At 59.7% G+C, this 26,684-nt stretch carries 21 protein-coding genes and 1 tRNA gene; 17 read left to right on the top strand and 5 right to left on the bottom strand.

Translation table 11 applies throughout. The features are described 5' to 3' along the window. Positions 1-10 precede the first annotated feature (10 nt). The 11 genes from KF767_13000 to KF767_12950 all read left to right on the top strand — a co-directional run bounded on the left by KF767_13000 (position 11) and on the right by KF767_12950 (position 11,438). Positions 11-940, top strand: coding sequence for a hypothetical protein (locus KF767_13000; protein MBX3018802.1), 930 nt, complete (start codon positions 11-13; stop codon positions 938-940). 5 nt (positions 941-945) lie between these two features. Then, a complete protein-coding gene (locus KF767_12995; protein MBX3018801.1) occupies positions 946-1,941 on the top strand; it encodes a hypothetical protein in 996 nt (331 codons plus the stop codon). A 41-nt stretch (positions 1,942-1,982) separates the two neighbouring features. Continuing rightward, positions 1,983-2,504, top strand: a complete 522-nt coding sequence (locus KF767_12990) for a hypothetical protein (GenBank protein MBX3018800.1) — start codon at positions 1,983-1,985, stop codon at positions 2,502-2,504. Between the two features lie 74 nt (positions 2,505-2,578). Next, positions 2,579-3,196 (top strand): superoxide dismutase, encoded by a 618-nt coding sequence (locus KF767_12985; GenBank protein ID MBX3018799.1) that lies wholly within the window; start codon positions 2,579-2,581, stop codon positions 3,194-3,196. Positions 3,197-3,211: 15 nt separating this feature from the next. Next, complete coding sequence (locus tag KF767_12980) at positions 3,212-4,354, top strand: YbdK family carboxylate-amine ligase (protein MBX3018798.1); 1,143 nt, start codon at positions 3,212-3,214, stop codon at positions 4,352-4,354. A gap of 42 nt (positions 4,355-4,396) precedes the next feature. Continuing rightward, entirely contained in the window at positions 4,397-5,116 is a 720-nt protein-coding gene (locus KF767_12975; GenBank protein ID MBX3018797.1) for a hypothetical protein, read from the top strand. 73 nt (positions 5,117-5,189) lie between these two features. Beyond that, positions 5,190-6,263 carry a sterol desaturase family protein gene (locus KF767_12970; GenBank protein ID MBX3018796.1) on the top strand — a complete coding sequence of 358 codons (1,074 nt, stop codon included), beginning with the start codon at positions 5,190-5,192 and terminating at the stop codon, positions 6,261-6,263. A gap of 3 nt (positions 6,264-6,266) precedes the next feature. Further along, positions 6,267-7,253 carry an extracellular solute-binding protein gene (locus KF767_12965; protein MBX3018795.1) on the top strand — a complete coding sequence of 329 codons (987 nt, stop codon included), beginning with the start codon at positions 6,267-6,269 and terminating at the stop codon, positions 7,251-7,253. A gap of 166 nt (positions 7,254-7,419) precedes the next feature. Continuing rightward, on the top strand, positions 7,420-7,878 hold the full coding sequence (locus tag KF767_12960; GenBank protein ID MBX3018794.1) for an energy transducer TonB: 459 nt from the start codon (positions 7,420-7,422) through the stop codon (positions 7,876-7,878). Between the two features lie 7 nt (positions 7,879-7,885). Further along, positions 7,886-9,190 (top strand): imelysin family protein, encoded by a 1,305-nt coding sequence (locus tag KF767_12955; protein MBX3018793.1) that lies wholly within the window; start codon positions 7,886-7,888, stop codon positions 9,188-9,190. Next, the gene (locus tag KF767_12950; GenBank protein ID MBX3018792.1) at positions 9,183-11,438 is read left to right on the top strand and encodes a TonB-dependent receptor; all 2,256 of its coding nucleotides are present in this window, start codon (positions 9,183-9,185) and stop codon (positions 11,436-11,438) included. Before KF767_12955 ends, KF767_12950 begins: the two co-directional genes overlap by 8 nt. A 216-nt stretch (positions 11,439-11,654) precedes the next feature. Here the strand turns inward: KF767_12950 and KF767_12945 are convergent, their stop codons facing one another. Then, complete coding sequence (locus KF767_12945; GenBank protein MBX3018791.1) at positions 11,655-12,344, bottom strand: NAD(P)H-binding protein; 690 nt, start codon at positions 12,342-12,344, stop codon at positions 11,655-11,657. Between the two features lie 45 nt (positions 12,345-12,389). Further along, the gene (locus KF767_12940) at positions 12,390-13,478 is read right to left on the bottom strand and encodes a hypothetical protein (protein ID MBX3018790.1); all 1,089 of its coding nucleotides are present in this window, start codon (positions 13,476-13,478) and stop codon (positions 12,390-12,392) included. A gap of 242 nt (positions 13,479-13,720) precedes the next feature. Between KF767_12940 and arfB the strand changes: the two genes are divergently transcribed. Next, positions 13,721-14,128 carry an aminoacyl-tRNA hydrolase gene (gene arfB, locus KF767_12935; GenBank protein ID MBX3018789.1) on the top strand — a complete coding sequence of 136 codons (408 nt, stop codon included), beginning with the start codon at positions 13,721-13,723 and terminating at the stop codon, positions 14,126-14,128. Positions 14,129-14,215: 87 nt separating this feature from the next. Here the strand turns inward: arfB and KF767_12930 are convergent, their stop codons facing one another. Both KF767_12930 and KF767_12925 read right to left on the bottom strand, forming a co-directional pair. Then, positions 14,216-18,334 (bottom strand): hypothetical protein, encoded by a 4,119-nt coding sequence (locus KF767_12930; protein ID MBX3018788.1) that lies wholly within the window; start codon positions 18,332-18,334, stop codon positions 14,216-14,218. Then, entirely contained in the window at positions 18,315-19,439 is a 1,125-nt protein-coding gene (locus KF767_12925) for a hypothetical protein (protein MBX3018787.1), read from the bottom strand. Before KF767_12925 ends, KF767_12930 begins: the two co-directional genes overlap by 20 nt. A 348-nt stretch (positions 19,440-19,787) precedes the next feature. Between KF767_12925 and KF767_12920 the strand changes: the two genes are divergently transcribed. Both KF767_12920 and KF767_12915 read left to right on the top strand, forming a co-directional pair. After that, entirely contained in the window at positions 19,788-21,341 is a 1,554-nt protein-coding gene (locus tag KF767_12920; GenBank protein ID MBX3018786.1) for a hypothetical protein, read from the top strand. 99 nt (positions 21,342-21,440) lie between these two features. Next, positions 21,441-22,949, top strand: a complete 1,509-nt coding sequence (locus KF767_12915; GenBank protein MBX3018785.1) for a hypothetical protein — start codon at positions 21,441-21,443, stop codon at positions 22,947-22,949. Positions 22,950-22,955: 6 nt separating this feature from the next. Here the strand turns inward: KF767_12915 and KF767_12910 are convergent, their stop codons facing one another. After that, complete coding sequence (locus tag KF767_12910) at positions 22,956-23,789, bottom strand: hypothetical protein (protein ID MBX3018784.1); 834 nt, start codon at positions 23,787-23,789, stop codon at positions 22,956-22,958. A 202-nt stretch (positions 23,790-23,991) separates the two neighbouring features. On the opposite strand from KF767_12910, the gene KF767_12905 reads away from it, so the two are divergent. The 3 genes from KF767_12905 (at position 23,992) to KF767_12895 (ending at position 26,620) form a co-directional block, all read left to right on the top strand. After that, positions 23,992-24,067, top strand: a tRNA-His gene (locus tag KF767_12905). Between the two features lie 430 nt (positions 24,068-24,497). After that, entirely contained in the window at positions 24,498-25,292 is a 795-nt protein-coding gene (locus KF767_12900; GenBank protein ID MBX3018783.1) for a hypothetical protein, read from the top strand. Beyond that, positions 25,289-26,620, top strand: coding sequence for a DUF853 family protein (locus tag KF767_12895; protein MBX3018782.1), 1,332 nt, complete (start codon positions 25,289-25,291; stop codon positions 26,618-26,620). The genes KF767_12900 and KF767_12895 overlap by 4 nt, the downstream gene beginning before the upstream one ends. The last annotated feature ends 64 nt before the right edge of the window (positions 26,621-26,684 follow it).

Raw genomic sequence — 26,684 nt, 5'->3', positions numbered from 1 at the left:
GGATGACCGCATGAGACTCTTCGCGGTCCTTCTGAGTTGCACGATCTCGCTCACGCTCGCCGGTTGCGGAAGCGTGGGGGCGGGCGGCGCTTCGAAAATGATGAACGCTTTCACGCGCCTCGGTGCACCGCTCACGATCGACGCTTTGGTTGCCGGCGCGACCACAGCCGCGGGAACTCTGTCGACCCAGCAGACCTACTACGGTCGCGCGTTGGTGAAAAACGGCGCGGATCTTTACGGCATGACGTTTCGGTTCACGCTGAATAAAGAAAGCAATCTGTCGGCCTACTTCTCCAATTTTCAAGTGCTGCGTTTGGTGCTGCTGAACGGATTCATGAACGCGCTCCCGCTGATCTCAAGCCCGACGACCATCAGCGTTCCGTCGGGGCATAATCCGGCGACGAATCATCTGGCGTTGGTGGACGCGGCGGTGCGCACGGCGAAGTTCGATTTGAACTTCGGGGCGAACACCTACCTACGCAATATCGCCAGCGCGGGGATCGTGGTGGCGGACGACTTCCGCACCATCGCGGGCGGCAACAACGGTTCGTTTTTCTTCATCGCGCAGAAGGCGACCTCCATCCCGCGCGCGGCAAGCACCGATCTGGCGCAACCCTTCACCTTGATCGAGTTTGGCGTCAACGCTTCGGGCACGCTCAACTTCCGCGATCTGTGGAGTTTTTCGAGCATCAACGGAGGCGGGGGCACGGGCTACGAGCCCTTCCGCATGACAACGCCCGAAGGCTCGCGCCAAGAGGGTGAATTCCAGCTCGTCGATAGCGAAAGCGGGATTTTCGTTTTGGGTTTCGACGCGACTCCGGGGGACGGAACGCCGACCGCAAGTCACGGGCTTGAGGGCACCTTCCTTTTATCGCCGGATCGACAGTTGATTCTCGCCTACAATCTGACCAACGCCGCCTACTGGGCGGGGAGCCGCTGACCCCCATGATCAAACGCCTGCTCGTCGCCGTGGCTCTCGGATTCGCGATTTACCTCGGATGGAATCTTCGGGCGAACGAGACGCCCGACGGCCGAATCATCCAGCCCGACATGAGCGGCGCCCGCAAACTTTCCGTGCAGGCCATGGCGCCGATCGAAATGGACCTACCGGTCAGCGCGACGACGGGAACCGTCGCGGCCACCGTGAACTGTGAAGAAGAGCGTCGCGTGCTGTTCGCGAACTCCGTCGATCAGCTGGTGGACATGATCGCGCGCCGGGCGCTCACGCTGCGCTCGGAGTGCACGCCGCCGGTGATCGGTCTGGACACCGGCACCTGCGCGAGCTTCGCGGAAAGTCCCGACGACGAAACCCAGCGCCAGGGCTGTCAGAGTTTTCTGATGATGGCGCGCGCCCGCGTGATGGACGCACTCACGGCGGACTGGGATCACTACGACTCGATGGAGATCGGCGTTTTGGTGAACAAGATCGTCGCGCAGCTCACGAAACAAGGCGCGCTGAAACCCGCCGAGGTCGAAGAGTGGCGCAAGATGACCGAGGCGCTGACCCGCCGGCTGCCGAACAATCCGGAAGCCATCAAAGCCCACGTCATGACCTACCTCAACGACGCCGGCGAAGATCCCTTCGGTCCCGAGAGCCCGCTGTGGGATTGGGTCGATCGGGGCTTGGAGCTCGCCCCCACGGAGCCCCAGCTGTTGGAGATGAAGCTCTTCGGCGAGGCCCGGAGTGAGGAGGCGCTCAGTCGCTTGAGCCAATACGCGAAGGCCCACCCCGAGCAGGGGCTTCCGCATTACCATCTGGCGTCCTACCACTGGCGCCAGAAAGACCGGGCGAACACCCTGCGGGAACTCGAACTGGCCCTTCAGCTTGATCCGGAAAACCAGCGATATCAGGAGACTTTTCGTAAAGCCAAGAACCCCCGCACGGGCTTTGACGCCAAGATCTTCGTGGTCACCATCGGCTTCAGCTGGGATCAGTTCTGAGGCGTATTGACACGCCGCACTCTCTCGCCTAAGACGGGGGCATGCCGACTCTCCCTCCAGGGCCGTCCTTCCGGGCGCTCGTCCTCATTCCGCTGATCGCGCTTTGGAGCCTGGGGCTTCTCGTCACCTTAAATCTCGATGTTCACGAACGCCGCACGCGGCTGCTTTCGGAAAACCACGTGCTTGAAACGGTGAGCTTTTTCGTGCGTGAACGTCAGGCACTTCCTCTGAAAACGGCGCTCGAAAGCCTGCGTTCCGAGTCCGGTTATACGCGGCTCAGCCTGTGTCACCGGGGCCAACTCGTGCTCGCGGCGGGCGAACCCGGCGGTGCCTGCCAGGTCCGCGACTCGATCCTCACGCAAACTTGGCAAATGGCGGTGCCGGCGGCGCATGGTTACCAGTTGCTCGGTGAAACCCGGGTCGTGACGCTTCTCTCGTCGCTTTGTTTTCTGCTGCTCGCGCTGTCGCTCGGCGGTGGAATTTTTTACGCCGTGAGGCTGTGGAGATTGTCCTCTCCCGCGCGCGATTCGCGCTCGGAAATGAGAGTGAAAATCAACAGTTGAGTTCGCTTGAATCGACACTCCGCGCTCCCGCAAAATGACCGCGGGATTGACCCTTTTCAGACACGGAGAACATCATGAAATTCAAGCTGCCGGAACTTCCTTATCCGCAAAATGGCCTGGCCCCTTTCCTGTCGGCCGAGACGCTGGAATTCCATTACGGAAAACACCACAAAACCTACATCGACAAAATGAACGACGCGCTTCCGGGCAGCGAGTTCGAGAACCTCACTCTCGAAGAGCTCGTCAAAAAGACCTCGGGTCCGCTCTTCAACAACGCCGCTCAGTCGTGGAACCACACGTTCTACTGGTACGGCCTGGCTCCGCAATCCACCGAGCCCACTTCGGGTCCCTTGTTCGACGCGATCAAGCGCGACTTCGGTTCCATGGAGGAGTTCAAAAAGAAGTTCACCGATAAGACCGTCGCGGTCTTCGGTTCGGGTTGGGGCTGGCTCGTGCAAAAAGCGGACGGCAAACTCGACATCGTCGGGACTTCCAACGCCGAGAACCCCATGACCAAGGGGGATAAGCCGCTTCTGACCTCGGACGTTTGGGAGCACGCCTACTACATCGACTACCGGAACCTCCGTCCCAAATACATGGAGACCTTCTGGAAGCACGTGAACTGGAAGTTCGTGGAGCAGAATCTGACCAACAAAGAGATGCCGAACATGACGGCATTGATGAAAGCCTAACTTCTCAGGAGCCCGATGATCGCTTTCGCCCCTTCCGAACGATTCACCTTAGGTGTTGAGCTTGAGCTGCAAATCGTGGATCCGGACACTTGCGATCTGACCGGGAAGTCCCCCGAGATTTTGTCGCGCTGGCGGGGCGACCCCCAGCGCGTCAGCCCTGAAATTTTTCAGAGCATGATCGAGGTGAATACCAAACCTTGCCGCACGGTTCACGAAGTCCGTGCCGATCTGCTCGAGTCCCTGAACGAGCTCGCCCGCATCGGCGACGAGCTCGGCGTGAACTTCGCGATGAACGGGACCCATCCCTTCGCGCATTACACCGAGCGCACGCTCTACCCCTCGGAACGTTACCAAGCTCTGATCGATCGCAACCAGATCATCTCGCGCCGTCTCGTCATCTTCGGCGTGCATGTGCATGTCGGCATGACCAGCGGCGATCACTGCTTCCGCATGAACAACCAGCTCCTGAAATACTTGCCGCATCTTTTGTGTCTGTCGGCGAGTTCGCCGTATTGGGAGGGACTCGACTCGGGACTCGCGTCGAGCCGCGTGACGATCTTCGAGAGCATTCCCACGGGCGGGCATCCGTGCCTGGTCCGTGACTGGCGGGAGTTCGAGGAGCTGGTCGCGACCCTCACGCAGGCGAAGGCGATCACCTCGGTGAAGGACATCTGGTGGGACGTCCGCCCGAGCCCCGGCTTCGGGACGCTCGAAATCCGCATCCTGGACGGGATGGCGACGCTGGGGGAAGTCCTCGCGTTGACCGCGCTGATCCAGGTTCTTTGCCACGCGATCGAACGGGGAGTCCTTCCGGCGGAGGCCGAGCTTCCGCCCGACTGGCTCGTGCGTGAAAACAAATGGCGCGCGGCCCGCTACGGCGTGCATGCGGAGCTGATCCAGAATCCGACCGGCGTTTCGCGCCCCTTTCGCGAAGAGATGAACGAGCTGCTGGCGCTCCTGGACCCGCTCTTCACGGAGTTCGGTTACGGTCGTGAGCGCGAATCCCTCGCCCTTCTCCTGAACGGCGAGTCCGGAGCCGAACGTCAACGCCGTCAATTCGAGCGCAGCTTCGATGAGCCTGGACGATTCAAAGAGTTGGTGCGTTTTTTAACGCGCGAGTTCCGGTCGAGTCTGGTTCGGGAAGCGCCCGGCGTCTGAATTCACTCGCGTTGCGCGCGATCCCTATGCCACAATTGACGTATGGAAAAGACGACGACCCAGATGCTGATCCGGATCCTCGCGCTGTTGGTCCTGCCGCTGCCGCTGTGGGCGAAGAAGGTCTGCCTCCACGAAGTCCAAGTGAATGGCGCCGCGTACTCGGGCTTCGGCTCACCCCGTTTGCCGTATGTGGAGCGCGCCGCCTGGTACATGAAAAATGAAAAGGCGGGGGCGGGCTGCGTGGGGATTCGTGAAGCCGAAGGCGGCGAATGGACCCAGAACGAAGCGACCGTGAACGTGAAGCAGATCAAGCTGAACGTGCTGATGAACGGCGCGCCCATGGATTCCGCCGCGATCGCGAAGCTCACGAAGATCATGTGCGTTGGCGGCGGCGACAAATGCAAGGCCAAGGTGAGCTACACCTGCCACTCCCTGGGCGAGCTGTCCCTCCGTTCCCGCGCGCAGGCCGGGGCGAAGAAGGGGAAGATCGGCGCGGACAAGTTGGGCTCCATGGATAAACTTCCACGTTTCGATGAGACCTGCACCGATCCGGACGTCGGCGCGAACCCGATGAAGATGAACGCGGACACGCGGGCCTTCTTCGAGAACCTGGGGCTTGACCCGAAAACGACCGAGCCTTTTGATCTGGCGCTGGGCTCGAAGAGCGTCCTGAAGCTGGGTTTCATCGACCCCTCGTCCGTGGGAAGCTCCACGTCCGCGCCGGCGTCGGCCGCTCCGGAGGCGGACTCGGGCACGCGCTAGAAATTCTACTTTCACCTCGCTTGCATCTGCCGCAAAAATTGACAGGTCCGGCCTCCGGGAGCAAACCCATGCCGTGACGCCCCAAGAACTGATTTCTCAGCTGACGAGCTCGCCGACCTTGCGCGAGTGGGTGGACCGCTTCTGGGTCCCCGTCGACGACCCCGGGTCGCGTCTGTTTCACATGAACATTCTGGCTTCGATCGCGTTGATCGCCGCCTTCGCCTTTTACGATCGTCGCGACATCGCCGCCTTTCTGAAGAAAGCCCTTTTCCGCAAACGCTACTGGTGGAACGCTTCGACCCGCATCGACTATCAGGTCTACGCGCTGAACTCGGTTTTGAAGGTTCTGCTGTTCATCCCATTCCTGGATCTAAGTTTCTGGTTCTCGCGTTGGACGGTGAAGGGGCTTTTGTACGTGAACGGCGATTTCGGCGGGGTGCCGTCGGGTACGCTGTACCTTGCGGGCTTCACGGTGCTGGCGTTTTTGTGGGACGACTTCCTGCGCTTCTTCCACCACTTCCTGATGCACAAGATCCCGTGGATGTGGGAGCTGCACAAGACCCATCACTCGGCGCGCGTCCTGACTCCCATCACGCTCTACCGCACGCATCCGCTGGAGAGCGCGATCGCCACGCTCCGCAACTCGCTCAGCTTGGGCGTGGCCGCGGGAGCCTTCATCTTTTTCTTCGAGGCCGAGATGTCGCTGATGACCCTGTTCGGGGTGAACGTGTTCGGCTTCGTGTTCAACTTCCTGGGCTCGAATTTGCGGCATAGCCACATCCCGCTCGCCTTCGGCCCCTTGGAGCACATTTTCATCAGCCCGAAAATGCATCAGATCCACCACTCGCGGAAGCCCGAGCACTGGGACCATAATTACGGCGTCTCGCTGTCGATCTGGGATCGGCTTGTGGGCGCACGGATGCTCTCGAAAGAGACGGGCGACGTCCGTAGCGTGGGCTTGGATGAGGTCCATCACCGCGCGCTCTGGCGGCATCTGGCGGCGCCGTTTCTCAAGTTGTTTTCATCTTCAAGTCTTTCTCAGTTGAAACCGTCATCGAGAATGATTTTGCCTCTCGATATCAGCACCACTAAACCGGCCGTTGTTTCAACAACCGATCTAACTCCGGAAACCCGGAAGGAAGCCTGACCCATGATGAAGATCAGCGTTCTGATGGCCGCACTGTTTGTCTCTGCAAACGCGATGGCCGATGTTGTTTTGTACACGGACCGTCCCACTTCGCGCATCCAACCCGCCGCGAATGAATTCGAAGCCCGCACGGGTCAAAAAGTGCAAATCGTCGAAATGCCCTACGGCAAGCTGCTGGAGCGTCTGAAAGCCGAAGGCGAAAGCTCGCCCGTCGATTTGATCTTCGTGAAAGACATGGTTTATTTGGCGGAACTCTCCAAGGGTGGATTCTTCCAGCCGATGGTGACTCCGGCCGTGACCGGCCTGGTCGACGCGCAAATGCAAGACCCGGGTAAACTGTGGAACGCCGTCACTTACCGTGTTCGCACCCTGGTTTACGATCCCGCGCAAGTGAATCCCGACGAGATCAACACTTACGAAGACCTCGCGGACGCGAAATGGGCGGGCCGTCTTTGCCTGCGCACTTCGAACGGTGGCTACAACGAAGCGCTCGTTTCGAACCTGATCCACAATCTGGGTTACGATGCGGCGAAAACAGTTGTTGATGGTTGGGTTCAGAACCTGGCGATCGATCCCACTCGGAACGACAACGCGGTCATCGAAGCCATCGCTCTCGGTCAGTGCGCGGTCGGTCTCGTGAACTCGTACTACCTGGCGGGATACTACGCGACCAACGCGAACTTCCCCGTGAAGATCAAGTGGTTGAACCAAAACACCACCGGCGCGCACGCGAACGGTTCGGGGATCGGTATCGCCGCGACTTCGAAGCAAGCGAAACTGGCCGAGCAGTTCATCGGTCTGATGCTCGAAGAGAAGTTCCAACTGCAAATGTCTTCGGAGCACCTTGATTTCCCGGCTTTGAAAGGCCTGTTGCCCAACACTTTCATCAAAGACTGGGGCACGCCGAAACTCGACATGGGGAACTGGACCGTCGTCGGCGATCGCGCACCGGAAGCTCGCAAGCTCTTCCAAGAGGTCAGCTATAAATAAGCCTCTTTGGGGTGGAATTGCCCTCTCTCTGACAATGCATGTGGCCGGTTACTTATGGATCGGCCACGCTTCCACGACTCCGAATGAAGTCGTCGAGGTCGTGTTGTTTGAAGTGAAAGGCAATTCCGACCAAGTCTCTGTCCAACGGGCGGAGATTCCGCGGGTAATGAAGCCCGCGGTTCCGAAAGCGAAGCCGGTCGTCTCGGATGAGACGGCCCCGGCTTTGCCGAAGGAAGACCGAGCGATCGACACGGTTGCGCAAACGTCGGAAGAATCCGGTCCTTCGGGGTCGGCGGGGGCTTCCGAGGTTTACGGCACCGCAAATGGCATCGAAGTTTCGGCGCAAGAACGTTACCGCATCGAACTTCAGGCCATGCTCGAGAAAAAGAAGCAGTATCCCTTGCTCGCGAAACGTCTTCGCCAGCAGGGGAAAGTGCTGGTGAAATTCACCTTGCGTCGGGACGGTAGCGTCGCCGCCGCCGAGTTGGTTTCGACCAGTGAATTTGAAACTTTGAATAAAGCCGCGCGGGAGTTGATCTCTCAGATCAGTGGACTCAAGCCCTTCCCCGATGAGGTGAAGAAGCAGCAATGGGTCTTCGTGCTCCCCGTCGAATACCGAATGTGAGGTTCCCATGAAAATGCCCCAACTCGTGCGCGGAGTCGCTTCTCTGACCGCACTTATTTTTGTCGTCGTGAGCTGCTCGGACTTCGGCAATACGCCGCGCCGCCAAGGGGACAGTGGTCCCGCGCCCCAAGGACCCGTCGGTAAAAATCCGTTCCCTCCCGGTTTTGAAAAGCCCAACGAAGGTGAGTTCACCGACGCGAAAATGCTCGTGAATCTGGGCACCAATCTGGTCGTCAAGGACGTCCGCAACTTCCGTCTGAAGGCGGAGGTTCTGCGCGCGACACTTCAGGCTTCGTGCGAATCGAAGATGACGCCCTCGGCGCAAACTTCGGCGAAGAACGCCTTCCGCGACGCGATGCTGGCCTTTCACGGTCTGGCCGTGGTGACCTTCGGTCCGCTGGCGGAAGACAAAGGCGCGTTGCAGTCGCGCATTTACGCTTGGCCCTTCATCAATACCTGCGGCATCGACCAAGAGGTCGAGGCCTTGACCCGTGAGGCGGCGAAACCCGTTTCTGCCTTGGGCGTGAATCTGCGTGGCCTGGGTGCCATCGAGTATCTGCTTTTCGAACCGAATCTGAAATCGGCTTGTAATGCGCGGGCCTTCCCGCTGGTCAAGGCGTGGACCGAAAAGCCCGCCGTTGAAAAGACCGTCGACCGCTGCGCTTTGGCGGAACGCCTTTCGCAAGACGTGATGGATGCGGCCGTGTACTTGGAAAAGCGTTGGGACGTCGAAGAGGGGAACTACTCCAAATCGATGATCGACGGCAGCGTCTATCCCGACATGAAGGAAGCGGTCACCGCGGTCGTGCACGGCATGTTCGCTTTCGAAAAACTGAAAGACGAACGCCTGGGACGCCCCTTGGGTTTGCATAAGCTTTGCACGAGCGACTCTTGGAAATGCCCCGAAAACGCCGAGCACCCCTACAGCGGTTTGGCGTTCGAAGGCATCCGCATGCAGTTCGACAACTTCAAAGAGATATTCTGGGGCTCGCGCAATCCCGCCGAAAAAGCATTCGGTATCGACGATCTGTTGATCAGCCGCGGTTATCCGGGTGCGGTCGACGAGCTGCGCGTGGCGATGGAACGTTTGGACGTTTCGCTCGCGGCGGTGGAGGCCGAAGGCACGACCCTGCAAGAGCAGATCGACAATATGCTGGCGGAAGACTGCCGCGCGACGACCGTCACCGATCGCCGTGTTCCCGTCTGCGCGATGTTTCAAGACCTGCGCGTGATCACGACTTTGTTTAAGACCGATGTCCTGACGATGTTGTCGCTGCGCGCGCCTCCCGGATACCAAGGCGACAATGACTAAATCGCTCTTTCTGAGCCTGTGGGTGGCGCTGGCCGCCCCCTTGGCCGCGCCTTTGATGGCGCTGGCGCAGGACGTGGCCCCCGAACTTTCCGCGACTCCGACTCCCAACCCGACGCCCGTTGAAGAGGCCAGCGCGGAAACGCAGCTGTCGACGATCCGGGTGACCGGCATGCAGGCCGAAGAGCTTTCGCAGCCCGCGGCGCCCAAACGCATTTCCAAAGAGACTCTGGAAGAAGCGCGTTTGACCGACGTGGGACGGGCCCTGCGCCAAGCACCGGGCGTTTACGTCCGCGATGAGGAAGGCCAGGGGCTTCGCCCCAATATCGGCCTGCGCGGGACGAATCCCGACCGTTCGAAAAAAATCGTCATCATGCAGGACGAGATCCTGATCGGTCCCGCGCCGTACTCGGCACCGGCCGCTTACTACACGCCGTCTTTGAACCTGGCCGAAGAGCTGCAGATCTTCAAAGGCTACTCGGCGATGCTGTACGGACCGAACTCCATCGGCGGCGCGATCAATTACAATACGCGTGCGATTCCGGTGACGCCGAAGTCGAGCATCGATTTCGGTTACGGCTCGTTCGGCACCAGCAATACGAAGCTCTATACCGGCGGCGGCACCTCGTGGGGCGGCTACCTGGTCGAGGCCTCGCATATGGGCTCGAATGGCTTCAAAGAGATCGACGGCGGTGGACCCACGGGCTTTCAGCGCGGCGACGTGCAAGGGAAGTTCCGTTTCGATCTGCCGACGGTGGACGACCGCGTGCAGTTCGTGGAACTGCGTTTGGGTTACGGCTACGAGCGTTCGCACGAAACCTACCTCGGCTTGACCGATGACGACTTCGACGCGAGCCCTTACCGGCGCTACGCTTCGTCCGCGCTGGACGAAATGAATTGGAATCACTACCTCGTCCAGCTCGAATACAACCGGCAGATCGGCGAGGCGGGGCTTTTGAAAGTCGCGGCCTATCGTCACGATTACGCCCGCGATTGGTACCGCATTGATCGCTTCGGTGATGCCACGAAAAATTTGAAATCGGTTCTGCAAAACCCGACGGGCGCCGATGCTTTGTTCGCGGGGATTCTGCGCGGAACGGAAGACTCAAGCTCCGTCGGCGGCACGCAAGGCCAAGTGATTTACGCGAACAACGATCGTAAATTCGTCAGCCAGGGCGTGCAGGCGATCTGGACCGGGGATCTCGTCGGTTACGGGCCGAACCACTCGTTCAAAACCATCGCGCGCGTGCACCAGGATCAGATCGATCGCAATCACACCTACGATACGTTCGATATGGTTGGCGGGCGTTTGAATCGCGTGACCGCAGGGAACATCGACAAGCTTAATCAAGATTGGGCGCTCGCGTCTTCGTTGGGTTTCCAAGACGACATCAGCTGGGACGACTGGGTCTTCTCGGTGATGGGGCGTTACGAGTCGATCATCTTCAATGCGCGCGACAAAGTCGCGGGTACGGATCGTCGTCGCGGGGATTCGTACTTCGTGCCGGGCGTGGGTCTTCTGCGTAAGATCGGGCCGACGTTGTCGTTGAAGGCCTCTTTGAATTCGGCGGTGACGGCATCGGGGCTGGATCCGAACGGCGCGGAAGCGCGCGAAGAGAGCGTGAACCTCGAAGCGGGCGTGAAGTACCTCTCCGAGTCGCGCACGACCGAGGCGGATCTTGTTTACTTCCAGAACAACTACTCGAACATCACCGGCACCTGTACCGCTTCCACCGGCTGCGCGGCGGGGCAACTCGATACGCAGTTCAATGGTGGGGCCGCGATCATTCGTGGGATCGAGGCCCGCGTGGGTCACAATCTGCGCGCGTGGGGCGCTTGGTTCCCGGTGCAGTTGAACGTCACCTACATCCAAGGTCGTTTCGCAAACGAATTCACTTCGGCGAACGCCGAGTGGGGCGTGGGGACCGTGCGTTCGGGCGATCCGCTCCCGTACGTGCCCGAGATGCAGTACACCTTCATCGTCGGTCACGAGCAGGGACGCTTCAAACAAGCGCTCAACTTCACCTACCAGGGCGAGATGTTCGATCAAAGCGTCGAGGCCGGTCGGCAGTCCATTCCGTCTTACGGGATCGTCGACTGGAACGGGCTTTATACTTGGTCCGAAAGCTTTCAGGTGTTCGCCAAAGCGGATAACGTTTTGGGGCGGAAGTATCTCGTCGCCGAGAGGCCCTTTGGGGCGCGGCCCGGGAAGCCCCAGTCCTTCATGGCTGGGTTGAAATATTCTTTTTAGCTTTGTGAGTGGTGGTCCCGTTGGTTTGCGTGGCCGGCTTTCGCCGGACTGGCGCGGCGGCGGGATTTGGCGGAGGGCTTCGTTGCTTCGGGGCCCGCCTCCCTCCGACGTGCACGTAGCACGCCTCCGGTCGGGGACCCCTTCGCGCCTCGCCCTCCACCAAATCCCGCGCGCCGCTCGCTTCCGTTGGGCCTTGAGGTGGCGCTTTGCTGACCTTTAGATTTCGCTGGGGTTGATGATGTGGACGTCGTGGTCGACGTTGGCGAAGGCGTTGGCTTTGAGGCAGGTGACGAGCTCCGGGACGGGGGTCGCGAAGGCTTTGAGTCGGGAGGAGCCGACGACGCCGGTCAGCCAGTTGGTGACGCGGATGAAGAGTTTCTCCATGGGGCGGTTTTCTGTGCGTTCGCCCATCAGGAGGCCCGGGCGCACGATCGTCAGTGCCGGGAAGTCGAGTGCCGCCACCGCGTCTTCGAGTTCGCCCTTCACTTTGTTGTAGAAGATCCGTGAGTCCGCCGAGACGCCCGCCGCACTCAGCAGGATGTAGTGTTTCACGCCCGACGCGCGCGCGAGCTTCGCGAAGGCGAGGTTGTAGTCGAAGTCGATGCGGCGGAAATTTTCGCGCGAGCCGGCTTGTTTCAACGTTGAGCCTAAACAGCTGATCGCGAAATCGAGATCCGGCGGAAGCTTCAGCGACGAAATCTGGCCGAAGTCTTCGATCATCATCTGCGTCCACGCGGGATGCTCTTGATTTTCGATGGGTCGGCGCGCGATCGTCGCGAGTTCACCCAGTCGCGGGTCTGCGAGCAGGGCCTGGAGCAGTTGGCGGCCGACGAGGCCCGTCGCGCCGATCAGGGCGCCGCGGGGGCCGTTACGAGTTTCGGGATGGGGGCCGGGGCTGGGTTCCATTGTCATCCCCGCAGTCTGTCACGGACGCGCGGGGATGGCTAGATTCTATTGATGAGTCGCGGGGGCGCCTTGAATGCGGGCATCGGGCAGGGCCGAACGAATCAGCGCTTCGGGCAGTGCGGAGTTTCGCTCGCGAATCAGGAGCGCGCCCTGGCGGGTGGCCTCTTCGATATATGCGCGCATGTCCGCGATCGATTCGCGACGCAGATCCGGTAGCGATCGGCTGTGCGCCTGCCAGTCGATTTTGGGACTAGTGGCGACGACGGGGGCGGCCGCGCGCATCCCGCTGGGAAGGGCCGAGGTCGGTGTGCCCGCGGTGTTTTCTTGCGCGAGGTTCGCGTCGACCAGACCTTCATTGGGCCAAGGTAAAACGGGGAAGGCGCGTTTCATGCGCACAAGATCGGCCACCTGGCCGACCACGCGGTGAAAGGGCAGTCCCGTGCCCTTCGCGTTGAAGCGCAGCTTCACGAAGGGGTTTTTCTTGTCCTTCCAGCCCATCCCGCCGGTGAAAAAGTCGAAGCGACCCGAGCCTTTCACGCCGCGCCCTTGATCGCGCACGATCACGTAGCCGTCATGTAGTTCACCGTTCGGCAAAAGCACGTCACGCAAGGCGGGGATATAAAGGACGTCGCCCGGAGCATAAAGTGAAAGGTCCGCCGCCACCGAATAAAATGGATCCAAACAGATCGAGCGCACGCCGAAGCCGAAACGGCAGGCGCCGCGCACGTCTTGAAACCGGTCGACGCCTTGAACACGGCGGATGACGTTATAGGTGCGCCATTCACCGTCTGCCTTCAAGATGCAGGTCCCTTGCTCCGAACAAAACGACAGGCTGCGCGCGCAAAGGTTCGCGGCCACGGCGCCCGAGGTCAGTAGCAAGTCCAACTTCGGTTCGTCACACTGTTCGGTTTCGGTATTGATGATGGGCAGGAAGTAGATCGTGGGCACGGTCATCCCGCCGCCGATGATTTCGTTGAAATCGGGATTGGGGACGGGAGTGCGGAAGTCGACGCCGCCTTGATATTCCGGACGGTCGCTGGGCGTGAAGTCGATGGTTTCAGGAAAGGCGGGCAGATTCGCGAGGGCCGGGGCCGCCGCGAAAAGGATCGCCAAGACTGCGCTTTGGTACGTCATCGGTTCCTCCAAGGAGAGCTAAATCCATCAGCTATTTGGAAGTTCAAAGAGGTCGGACGGGATGCGTACGTTGTTGAGGCCGAATCTTAGTCGATCTCTGCGCACGTCGCCCGTTCAGGTTTTCCGTAGAGAAGAAGGGGCAATGAGCGGCGACCAAAATCGTCACCGCTTTCGCAGGCCGGGGGCGATTTCTTTGGCCTTTTTCGTAAGGGCACCTCAAGATAGGGTTCAGGAGGCCGTCGGTGAGATGGGTTGCGAAAATTCCTTGGAGCGAACTGGATTTCAGCGTGGCCCGCAGTCGGGGACCCGGGGGCCAGAACGTGAACCGCACGAATTCCGCGGTGCAGTTGCGCTTCAATGTGCCGAACTCGCAGGCCTTCACCGAGCAAGAGCGCGCCCGCATCCTCGAAAAGATCGGGAATAAGCTGACGACCGAAGGGGATCTGCTGATCCGCTCCGAAGAGTCCCGCGATCAAGAGATGAACCGCAAGAACTGCATCGCGAAACTCGATGCCCATCTGGAGCGCGCGTACCACCGCGATCCACCCCGTCGAAAAACGAAGCCGACCAAATCCTCGCAGCGTAAACGGGTCGAGGGGAAGAAACTCAAGTCCGACATCAAAAAGAACCGCGCGAAAGTGCGCTACTGACCCGCGTCCGTAAACAGCCATCGCCGAAACGAAAAAAGGCTCCCGTCGGGGAGCCTTTTGCGTTCATCTAACAAATGAACCGAGGACTTACTTCGTTTGCAGCTTCTCGGCGCAGACGCCCTGGGCGTTCATCTTACAGCGAACCTCGGAGTTGAGGTCGTTGTCGGTCGTCGTCAGGCGCTCGGCCAGCGGGTAGTTGCTGGTCTTCTCGCCGTTGTCGACGATCGTGTAGAGCCCCGGATAGGTCGGGAGCATCTTCCGGTAGGTGTTCTCCATGTGCGCGAGCGGCCAAGCGATACGACGTTTTTCGGGGGTGAAGATCCCCTTCGTGAAGTTCGCGAGGTTCAGCACTTCCTGAGAGTTCGTGTAGTTCACGAACGTCGAGAACTCACGCACGCCACGCAGGCCCAGCAACCAGGGGTGGTTGTACAGGTCGGCTTGGTCGAGCATGTCACCCTCGGTAAAGTGCTGCGTGAAGTAGAAGTAAGACTCTTCCACATTCCGCGGCGCTTGGTTCTGACGACCCGAGCAGATGAAGACCCCGCGCGCGACGAGTTCCGCCAAACGCGAGTTCAGTCCCAAGTTATCGGTCGTGATCTTCAAAGCCCATTCGGGATCGAAGCGCGCGACACGGCACTGTTCGTAGTTCGTGAGCTCCAGCGAGAAGCGCGCGATCTGGGCGACCAGATAGGTCGATTGACTGACCGAGGTTCCGTCCGAGCTCGACATCCCGCCGCCGTAGCTGATCGAGATGGGCTTCAGGATATCCGATACTTTCGAGCCGACAAATCCCACGCCCGCGCCGACGACCGCGCCCGCGGGGCCGCCGATCATCGCGCCGATCGCGGCGCCGCCGACGATCATCGGACCGTCCAAGACGTCCGTGGGTTTAAAGCTGTAACCCCATGAATTCGAACGACCCAACGAGAAGCTTTCGCCCACGTTCAGGTTGATCTGCAAACCACCCAAGAAGGTGTACTTGCCGGTCTCGTTCACGCGCAGCTTGTCTTCGACAACGAGGTTGCCGTAGCCCGCGTTGTTGTCGAGCATGCAGTGACGGAAGACGATCGCCGCGAGCTCGGATTCCGAGTGCCAGAGCGTGCCCCAGACCGAGTTGAACCAGCTCGAGTACTTCTCGTCGTCCTTCACCGAGTTCAAACGCTCGGCGACGCGGCCCGAGAGCAGCGCGCAGGTCGCCACATTGGATGTGGTCGAGCCGATTTTCGAGAACAAGAGCGGCTCCAGATCGTTCATGGTGAACGATTTGGGAAGTTTCGCGATCTGATCGTTCGCATTGCGGGAGTGCGCGCGCTGACGGGCGGCGAACTCTTGGTTCACGTACTTCAGTGCGTTCGCGGGTTGCAGGATCCGCTCTTGCGTCGTGCGCATGCAGGACTCCACGGAACCTTGGCACGATTCGTCCAGCTTCTTGGGTTGTTCCAGGCCGAAGCTCAGGAACTCCAAGTTATAAAGGCTGACGTAGTTATAGATCGACGAGAGCACGGGCATGTTCTCGTGATAGAAGGCCTCCATCTGCTTTTCGCGCGCGATGAGGTCATCGACTTGCTTGTAGCAAAGGTGCTTCAGTGATCCATAATATTTGGAGAAGCGGTACGCGTTGTTCTGACGCGAGCTCGCGATGTCCTTCTCTTTCGAGGTGAACAGCGCCATCTCTTCCCACTTGTAGGCTTCCTTCGCGATCGCCGCGTTGGACGCGAGGCCTTTCTGCGCGAGGTCTTCCGAGTAGGGCTCTTGGCAACGGGCCTCATCCAAGTTGTCGGTGGCGCGGACCGAGTCGGAGTAGCCGTTCGACAGATAGATGACGGGACCCACGAACGTCCGACGTTCCAGGCCCGAGTCCTTTTCGATGAAGTTGTTCACGTCGAAGTCTTCGTTCGACGGCAGCTTCACGTCGGTGAAATCGTTCGTGTCCAGCGCGGCCTTCAGCGGCGCCATCACGCTCTCTTCCAAAGCCAGATTCATATTGTCGAGCGAGGGCGCTTCGCTGGCCAGACGCTCTTTCAAAAGGAAGAACGCCGATTCCAGTTTCGCTTTACGATCTTCCGCCTCTTTACGGAGTTCCGCTTCGCGCTGATCGACGGGCAGGTCTTTCATGGCGCCGCGACGCTCGGCCAAGATCGCGAGATCTTTTTTGTACTGCTCGCGCAGGACCTGGTGACCTTGCAGCAAACGCTCGTCGACCGTTTCGAGCTGGATCAGGAAGTTCGAACGCACGCGCATCAAACGCAGATCGCGCATGGTCAGCTCGACGGGATGGATGATCCGACCGTCGACGACGCGGACCAGGTGCGTCTGCGACGTGATGTACTCTTTGCGGGCGACTTCGCCGCCCAGCTCTTCGATGACCGCCGACGGGATGTTCTCCCGTTTGTTTTTGATATGACGGCCTTTGTCCGCGGGATCGAGGTAGTTCTTCTCGATCGCGACCTTCATCAAATAAATACCGTCACGCAGATCCTCGATCTGACGACGGGCGTTGACGATCCCCGAGTAACGAAGGACGCGGGGATTCAGCTCCATCAGGACCGTCTTCTTCACTTCCAGTTCCATGAACCGGTCGATGTTATAAAGGAAACGGATCGCGTGGTAACCGAAGTCAGCTAAGAAGAAACGCGAAGGGATCTTCTTACGGGTTTGCAGCTTTTGCGTGAAGTCTTTCGAGAACTCGCGCTCATCCCAACCGAAGGTGAACTTGTCATCCCAAGGGTTCAGGGCGAAACGCAGCGACTTCTGGTAGCCACCGGGACGGGTGATCCGCAGGTCATGCCAGATCAAACGTTCGGGTTGGTAGTATTTGTGGAAGATGGTCGATTCCCAGCTCAGGCAACCCTCTTCGTTGGTCATGCGCGTTTGCGTTTTTGCCGCGATGGGCGCGCCTTTTTCGTCCAGATATTCGATCTGGAAGGGCTGATCGGCCATGTCCTGACCGGTCCAACGATCCTTAATACAGGTCGATGCGGCGTAGGCGACGTCACGTTGGGTCGCGGTCTCTCCGGGCTCAACGCTGACGAAACGGAGCTTCAAGTTCGAGAAGATATAGGGCTCGTTCTTCAGCCCGTAACCTTGCGCGCGCAGTTTGTCGAAGTTCGACGTCGCCTCCAGAGTCTGCGACATACGGCAGGTGATCTCGCCTTTGCGGCAAGCTTGAGTGAGCATCCCTTTGGGGCTGCGGCTCAGCTCATGGGCGGCGCCCAGTTCGTAAACGCCTTCGAACGCATTCAAAGAACGCAGCGAACCGATGGATTTCGGAATCAGTTTCAGCGCGAGCTCCAGGTTCCCCGAAGACACGCGACGCTCCAGCGACGTGCGGGTCTGCACGACGAGCGAGCCGTCGATCAGCTTCGCCGAGCCTTGCAGCTCTTGGGGCGTGAGCAGGACTCGCTCGTTCTGATTCGCGCCGGTGTCGGTCGCGATCAAGTGCGCGACGATGTCGAATTCGCCGGCCTTGAGGTCGAAGTAGTCGATCTCGCCGTTCATGTTCTGCACGCGCACGCGCGGCTTCACTTCGAAGCTCAGGTCGATGGCTTGGCCGTCGGCGAAGTCCTTGCGGCGTAAAGAGTTGATCGACACTTCCGGGATCCAAAGATCCGCGTTACCGTGCGATTCGCCCGAAAGCGTCGCGCGCATTTGGCCCATGGGCGCCATTTGGTTTTTGGGCAGGATCTGATCACGCAAGAAAACGACCGAGTCGCCCTTGTCGCGCGCACCCGAGCCCAGGGCCCAGGGATTGATCGCGAGCTTCACTTCGGCGCGGCCCGCGTGGATGCCTTGGCCCAAAACATAGCGCGTGATCGGCAGACGGGCCGAACGCTTCGCGAAGTAATTGAAGGGGATTTCCTCGACCCATTTGATACAGCCGTTCACGTCCGAGGCTTCCTCGACGGGAAGTTGGGTGCCGTCCTCTTGCTTTTCAATTCCGAAACGCTGGCCGCGCAGGGTTTCGCCGTTCGCGCGGTCCTTCAGACACGCCATGAACGAAAACGAAGCCGAAATCGGCGTCTGCCAGACGTCTTTGGTGTCGGGATTGATCAGCTCGGCTTCGCCCGAGGCCTTGTCGACCAGGAACGTGGCTTGCGATTCGCCGCCCGGAACGAGGTTCGCCTTTTCGTCGGCCTTATCACAGGCCGCGAGGAAAAGGAGGGACCCCAGGAGCAAAGCTGCGTTCTTATTGAATCCAAGGACCATGGGTCTCGACTCCTAAGTAAAGGCTGTTGAAATCGCTTTGGTACGGGGTCGGCGCCAAAGTGCGCGCCTGCACGAACTGAGTCATGACGGTCATTTCCATCGAGGGGATTTCGAACTCCAGGCGCAAACGGTTGCCCGCGCGGTTCGTATTTCCCATCGACGAAGGAGTATAAGCCGCGGGCGAAACGTCGCTCTCGGCAAAGAAGCTGTCGATCGCGATCGAGGTGATCAGCGAGCGCGTGCGGTAGTGACCCGCGATGCCGATCATCTGGCTGTCCGCCGAATCGTCGGGGGCCGACGAGTTGCGGGCGCGGCGACCTTGCAGGGTTCCGCCGATCTTGCAGTCCAGACAGTAATCCAGCTGCGCGCCGACGAAGCCCGTGTTGAAGCCCGTGCGGAAACGACTGGTGGGCGCGAGCTCACCCTGGGGCGTGTTCCCCAACTTTTGCGAGTTGAAGGCCACGCGCGCGGGCAGGTTGCGCCAGCTCATTTGCCCGACGGCGAGGGACAGCTTCATGTTGCCCAGAAGCTCCGCGCTCAACGAGGCGCGTGTCGCGCGCAAACCCGGAAGGGGCTCTTTATCTTCGCGAAGGGCGTTGTATGTATAGGAGGTCGGGACCGCCTCTTCGGCTTCGAGGCCCACGGTCACGGGACCGCCGGTGTAGCTCGTGACAAGGGCCACTGCCGGAAAGCTGCGGCTCGAGCTTAAAAGCTGGGGCTGATCGACGAGTTTTTGCGAGATCGAGCCCGCGCGCAGTCCGAGCTTGAAATGCTCGCCGTCGAGCGGCTGCAGATTCATGTAGCCTTCGCGCAGATAAATACGATCTTCAAAGCTATCCGAGTCGAAGCGCTGCTGGCTGCGGGCCGAATAAAAACGCGCGGTGGGCGCCAGGATCAGCGACAGGCTTTTCGAGAACTGAAAGTTCATGTCGAGGCCCAGACCGGTCACGACCGCCAGGGATTCGTCGCGGCCTTGGCCTTCGAATTCACCGGCGAATTCCAGATTCCAGTCGAGCTTGCGGCGAACCGTGGACTCTTCTTGTTTTTCGAGTTGAGTGAGGGATTCGACAACGGGTGTGCTGTCGGGCTGCGCGGACGCAGTCAAAGAACTGATCGTAATAGACGTCAGCAGAAGCATAACCGCAGACGTCTGAGCTCGTTTCACACGCATCGACCCGCACCTCGATCTTTTTTAGAGGCCGGAAATTACCTCAACTCGGTGCGAAATTCGAGCAATCGTGAAGGCAGAGTAAAGACTCGGAGGTTTTTACAGGAGCAGTGGTTCCATTCGACAACCAAGATCCGACCGCGCGGACCTTCATGGCATTTTCTACTGTCTAAAGAAGTTACGAAATTTGCGGTTCCGGGCGTCTCAAGTTGGGATTTTCCCTCTGAAAATGAGGGGTTTGGGAGTTATCCTGTAAGCCTACCGGGGGGTAGAAAGGCAGTTCCTATGCGGAATCAAATCCGTGGATCCCTTCTGCTCCTTGCGCTCTTGAGCCCGGTGTTTGCCGGTGCGCAAGCCCAGTACACCTTGGGCGCTTACTGCCGAATGCTCGAACAGATGCAAACCCGCTACTCGGGAAACGCCACCGCACGCGAGTCGCTGGCGGCCGATCATACGCGCTACTGTGCGGATCTGGACTGGAACTCGAACGCCGACACCCACTTCAGCGGAACCGTGAATCCCTACCTTTCGAACAATCCCGACAATGTCGCCGGTGCGGGCGAGATCCGCGCTTTCGTTGAGCGCTCCGAAACGGCGTCGTCCATCATCGAAAAGTACCGCGCGGCCCGTGAGAGCGCGACCCAGCTGATGACCGAGTGCCACGCGCGTTCGGCACGTTCGTTCGAAGCACCGCGCGCCGAGGCGGCGGACGTCATGGCTCTTTTGACCGGCGAGGCGAATGCGACCCGCGTGAATTCGGGCTGCGGCCGCATCGGTGGTTTTGAATCGGGCGCCGAGATGGCGCAGTCGAACGCGCGTCGGCAGTGCGAGGACTTGCAGGCGCAGTGTCGCTCGATGGTGAATGCGGTGGATGAGTCCTTCCGCGAATTGCGTGGGACCGGAACCACCACGCCCGAGATGAACGTCGCCCGCTCGGTGGCGTACAATGCGTGTAACGTGATGGTCGATTCGGCTTTGAACCAAGGACTGAATATCTCGCGCACCCGCGCGGATCTGGATCGCGCTTGCAACGACGCCCGTCGCCGCTTGGCCGAGGCGCCCGCAACCCCCACCCCCGAAGCGCCGAAGACGGCGGAAAAACCCGCGACGACGGGACAAGGCGGTGACTTCTGGTCGACGGCCGCGCAGATGCTGCCCCAAGCGCTGTCGATTTTGAACGCGGCCAATGAGCCCGCGACAGATCTCGCCACGGGGGAAACTCTGCCGACGACCGTGGCGCAACAGCCGGCACTTTATTCTTCCGATCCGGGCTCGCTTTCCCCCGGTGCGGTGAAAGGCGATGGGCTCGACAACGGCTCGCTGAGCCGTTCCGCGACCGATCCGATCATGATGGGTGAAGAAGAGCCGCTCACGGCACCCGGTCGTCGTTCGGTGTCGGGCTCGATGCCGCAGCAGGCTTCGGGCGTGACCGGAACTCCGTCGGCCAGCGGGCTGGCGAATGCCGCAGGGGCGGACGCCCGCCGCCGCGCCGGAAACGCGCGGGGCTCACGTTTTGATACGGACGTTTACGCCGGCGCCCTGGCCGGAGCGGGTCCCTCACGCACGGGTTTCGCGGCGGGTGGGTATCCCGAGGCGGGGAAACTTCGCGGTCGTGCTCGGCCCGCGGCGGCTCGGGGCATGAGCGTGGCCGAGGTGAATGCACGATTCCAAGAGGGCTTGCGCAAATTCCTGCCGACGGCGGCGGGACGTCGTCCGACCGCACTGACGCCCACCGGTCCCGACGGGATCACCGGTCCCCACTCCAATTTGTTCTGGAAGGTGTCCAAACGCTATCAGGTGATTCCTTTCCCGCTCGCGGTCCCGGCTCCGTCGAAATAAGATGGGGGCTGTCCAGGATCTTGACGATCGCGGCGTCTCAGACCGGGACGCCGCTCGAAAAAGCCCGGTCACTTCAAGGCTCTCTGGTATCCTCAAGGTATGGGGTACAAATCCGTTCTTTCGTTGATGGCTTGGACAATCAGTGCGCTGTTCGCGGCTCCGTTCGCGATCGCGGCCGAGATGACCTTGAACCGCTATTGTCCGATTCTCGAGCGGACGATGAAAAACTACGACGAGGACTCCGAGGCGTTTCAAGAGTTGCAACGCGACGTGAACGCCCACTGTAAACGCGCCGACGGTGACGTCGGTTACAGCAAAACCTTGGCCGAGCTGGGGATCTCGCAGAATCGCTGGATCGATCGCACCCGCCAAGTGCAAACGACCGGGGAGGCTGCTGAAAGCGCCGAGGATGCGATTCGTGATGCGGGGACGGACCGCAATGATTTGTATCACCAATGCAAGATGGTCTGCGCCCAATCCGAATCGAACTGCCGAGGGGCGCTTGCGAACGCGCGCGACCAGGCCGATCAGGATTATCGCCGGATCAACGGATTGACGGGCGGGAACGAGGCCTCGGTGAATCAGGCGTGCAACTCGATTCCCTCTTTCCAGTCGTCGTCGAATGAACTTGCGAACAGAGCCGACCAAGCCTGCCAGGAGTACCTGAGACCGTGCCGCGACGTTTGCGCGCGCGCGGACGCGGCGGCGCCGGTGGCGGGTCGTAGCGACAACTGGGTGCAGATCAATCGCCAAGCCGGAGAGGCCTCGGCGTCTTCGATCCCGGGGCACGTCAGAAGCGCTCGCGATCTTTTCACGAGCAACGTGCAGGCGCTGCAGAATTCTTGTAACAACGCACGGGCCGCGCTTCAGCAAAAAGCCGCGGACAACAAACAGGCCAAAGAGGATCAGAAGAAGCAAGACAGCACCAATCAGGCCTTGGGCAATGCCCTGCAGAGTTTGGGCTCGGCGCTGGGAAGTCAGACTCCGCCGCCGGCGATTCCGCCCATAGGCATGGACCTGAACCAGGGTAGCTATCAGATGCCGGAAACTTACGGATCGCCGAGCGCCAGCAGCATGGGAAGCGCGGTCAAAAATACGGACGGATTCAACTCGAAGGTCAACACATCCGGCGACCCGCTCATGCTGGGGGATACGCCGGCGGATATGAGTAACTATCAGCGCTCGAAGCTGGGTCGCATGGCCCAGCAGGCGGGCGGTGGTGGGGCCGGTCTTGGCGGCGGGGGCGGCGGCGGTGGCGCGGGCAAACAAAACGCGCGTCGTGGTGGCGGACGTTCGCGGTTCGATCCCGACGTCTTGAAGGGCGCCCAGGGCGGGAACGGCTCGGCCGGGACGCGCGGTGGGAACGGTTATCCTGACGAGATGAATGGCGGCACCGGTGCGGGTCGAGGTCGCGGCGGACCCGGCGGTCTGGCTGCGGGCGCGAACCCCAATATGGTTTCGCTCCAAAAGTTTTTGCCGGGTCGCATGCAGATCCGTCGTGATGTCGCCAACACCGTGGGGCCTGACGGCATTACGGGACCGCATACGGACCTCTTCAAGAAGGTTCGCACACGTTACAACGACGTGATCTTAGACAACGGGTTCTAAGCGCTTCTAGAAATTCTGAATCCAAGTCAGGTTGAAGCGAATCAGCTGCGGGCGTACGCGATCGGTATCGCGTAGGAAAATCCGCTGCATCGAAAACTCAAGCCAGGTGATCGGGTTCGTTTTGAGGTTGGCGAAAAGTCCCGCCTCGAAACCGCCGTCCAGCGCGAGCTTCGAAGCGTCAAGGACGTCGCTGTCGCGCGAGAGCGGCAGAAAACCCGTAAACGCCGTCGAGACCCCCGTATTCCACGAGTGGCCTTCGGGCATCAGCTGAAAATTGAAACCTAAGCTCGCGGTCGCGTAGTGGGTCCACAGTGTGCACTCGCGGTCGCCGCCGCAGTCGGTGAGGTTGTTGATGTCCGAACGCGCGCGCACGAGATCGAAACCCGCGCGCAGGCGCAGCGTCTGGTGGGCGGTCAGGACCTGATCGGCACCGGCCTGCACGCCCCATTGACCGCCGACGAGATCGGTTTCGGTATCGGTGCCGAGCGTGCGGACCTTCACCTGCGCCGAGAGCGACGACAGACCGATGAACCATTTGCGGGTGCGGTACTTTTCGTCCTCGGAGAGCGTTTTCAGATCAGTCTTCAGGCGCAAGTTCGCGCCTTTCACGGCGACGCCTTCGATGACCGCGCCGATGGCTTTTTCATCGCGTAAGTTTTTGATCTCGATGGTACCCACGATATCGCCGCTCCCGTCGATGGCTTCCCACTTCTGGCCGGGGGCGAATTTCAGCTGGTCGGTTTGAATGAGGACGCGGTCCCCGCGCACCTGCTCCACGCGCTGGGCGTGCGCGGTGTTCGCGGCCAAACTCAGAAGACCGCTGAGGACAAGGGCTGTCACCGTCGCTCGGCCGCGTGCGCGAACGGCAGGGGGTGGGATGTGGTTCCGCATCCCCTGATTTCAAGGGAAACGGAGGCCTTTATCAACCTCTCCTGGACGACTTTTGCCTAACTTCTTAGCTACTTAACGCAGGCGGGGGTATTTTTGGGCTTGATGGGTCGAGGGACTTGATCTAAGTCCTGTAGTGCCTCTCGAGTCAGTGGCGGCCGTAGCTCAGTTGGTAGAGCATCGGATTGTGATTCCGAGTGTCGCGGGTTCAAGCCCCGTCGGTCGCCCCATTTAACTCGCTCCCGAAAAACCAAAACAAGCGCAAGACCCCGAAAACAGGAACCAAGAGGTTTCAAGGGTTTGTGACGTTTCCGAGGCATCATCCGTCACGGAAAATCACGACTCGTCACCTGGTTTGGCTATCTGAGGCTATCACTTGGCTATCAGAGAATTCCTGAGGTCCAAAGCCGTTCATCCCTCGAACCATCTCTCGTTCGCGATGCTTTCGTCACAGGAGCCGCCCTCCAAGTCGTCGAAGATTCGCGGACTTATCAGTCCGTTCCCGGCCTCTGCGGTCGCTGACCACCCCCTCTCCACGATGTTCCCGAGGAGGTGGTCAGCGACACGGCCGGGAGGGATCTGAGGTGCATTTCAAAAAGGACATGGAGGGCGGCAAAACAATGAAAGGAAGTGGGTATGGTTTACCGTGGGACCGGGGGCATGGAACAGAATCTAGGGGCAATGGCGACGTTTGGAGAGGCTGTTCAGCAGTCATTCCCGATCGAGAAAGAGAGTGCGGTTCGTAGGGTCGAGTTAACGGAGAGGGATCTTGCGGTTCTCGAGTTCATCCTGGAAATGAAATTCGCGAGGGTGCGGGATGTCTTCCAGAAATTCTTCAAGACAACCCTCAGTGCCGAGGAAGCGAAGTCCGAGGCCTGGGCCAAGAAACGCCTGCACCAACTGGTGCAGGCTCGATTTCTGCGCGTCACGTATTCCCATCTGGATTCGGAGAGGTACTTCACCACTACCCTGAAGGCGTTCAACGCGCTTGCGACGATGAGCCCCATGAGGAGTTTGGCGAAGCCAGTACGTGGTTTCGACCATCGCACTTTGCTGCATGATCGAGTTGTTATCGAGTTCCGACTGAATATCGAGCGTCAGTTCGGCGAGGTTCATTGGATCTCGGATCGTCGGTTGAAATCCGAAGCGGCCGCCGACTACGGTTTGAACTCGGCGAATGTCCCCGACGGCATCTATACGTTGCCCGGCGGTGAGGTCGTGGCTTTTGAACTCGAGATCGCCCAGAAAGCGCGGCGCCGGTACCGCGACAAGATAGAAAACTATGTCGAGTTGATTCGCGAACGCCGAGGGCAGCCCGGAATGTTTCGGCGTGTTTACTTTCTCTGCCTCAAGGAGACCGTTGAAAAAGCGCTTCGTGAGGAGTCGCGGATGTACGGCGATCTGATCCAGATTGAAAGACGGTCTTTTACTTCACGGTTCGGAGGTGTGCTGTGAGTCTGGCGAAAGAAATCGTCGGTGCGGCCAAAGACTTCCGCCGGCCTCCGAATTCAGTTTTACTTGGAAAGGTAAAAGGCAGCCTGTGGCGGCAAGAATGGCTGACGGAGGGGCAGCTCAATCACCACGTCCATATCGTCGGAGCTTCCGGTTTTGGGAAGACGGTACTCATCTCCCACATCATCCGACAGCGAATCGAGCAAGGCCGCGGGGTTCTCTTCATAGATCTGAAGTCGGACATGAACACGATCCTGAAGTTTTCGCAGTTCGCGGCGGAAGCGAACCGTCTTGAGGATCTGCGGGTCTTTTCTTTGACCGACTTGAAGATGTCCCATCGCTACAATTTGCTGGGTAACGGGACGGCGAACCAGCTGCGGGATCGGATCATGATGGCGCTCAACTGGTCCGAAGAGTTCTACAAGAACCAGGCGGCGAGTTTTCTTTTGAAGTTGTTGATCGGTTTGTGCTGGCTTCGGGATCACGGTGGTTATTCGCTGAATCTTGGTGTTGTTCTGCGTGCGGCCAGTGAACCGCGGTTTCTTGAGGATTTGGCTTGTCGCCTGCCCGAGACTGCCGCCCGAGAGAAGCGGATATTCGAGGATTGCGTCCGATTTGCCAAGAGTTCCGACCAGTGGGGTTCGCTGCAAGGCCTTCGAACGCAACTTGAGAGCATCTGCTTGTCGGACTTCGGAGAGCTGATCGTTGACGATGGACCTGGGATCGATCTTTTCGAATCCGTACGGAAGGGTCATATCAACTATGTGTTCCTGGATTCCCGCCGGTACGGCGAAACCGCCAAAGCGATCGGTCGATTTATCCTTCAGGATCTGAAGGCCGTTTCCGCCCGGATCGACGCCGAGGTGCCCGAGGCGGAAAGGATTCCGTTTACAGTCATCATCGACGAGTTCGCTGATATGGCGTCGGAGGATTTCATCGCCTTTTTGGATCGGGCTCGCAGTTCGAAAATGAGCATTGTCGTCGCCCACCAGGAGATTTGCGACTTGGAGCGGATCAGTCGTGAGTTCGCGGGACGTCTCATGGGCAATATGTCCACGCTGTACGCGTTTCTTCAGAAGCGACCCGAGAGTGCGGAGATCATCGCGGGCATGGCTGGCACCCGGACGGTTCGGGAGTCCACGGAGCAGTACGAACGACGCCTCATGGTCGATTGGCCGACGGGTATGAAGTCCGTGAAGACTGTCGAGGGCTTCGTCATACATCCGAATTTGGTTAAGAAACTGAGAGTTGGTACCTGTGTTTGCGTGAAGAAGTATCCGGAGGCGCGGGGGTATTTGGTGGATGTTGCGCCGACTGCACCCCAATCGTAATCCTGATTTGCACCGCGTTCGACTGCCTTGCGGCAAATCTACAAGCGAGCGTTTTCTGTTCGTT

Source organism: Pseudobdellovibrionaceae bacterium (genome assembly GCA_019637875.1).
Classification (GTDB): domain Bacteria; phylum Bdellovibrionota; class Bdellovibrionia; order Bdellovibrionales; family Bdellovibrionaceae; genus JAHBUW01.
The sequence above is the reverse complement of the archived record's forward strand: the minus strand, read 5'-3'. Positions and strand labels throughout refer to the sequence as shown.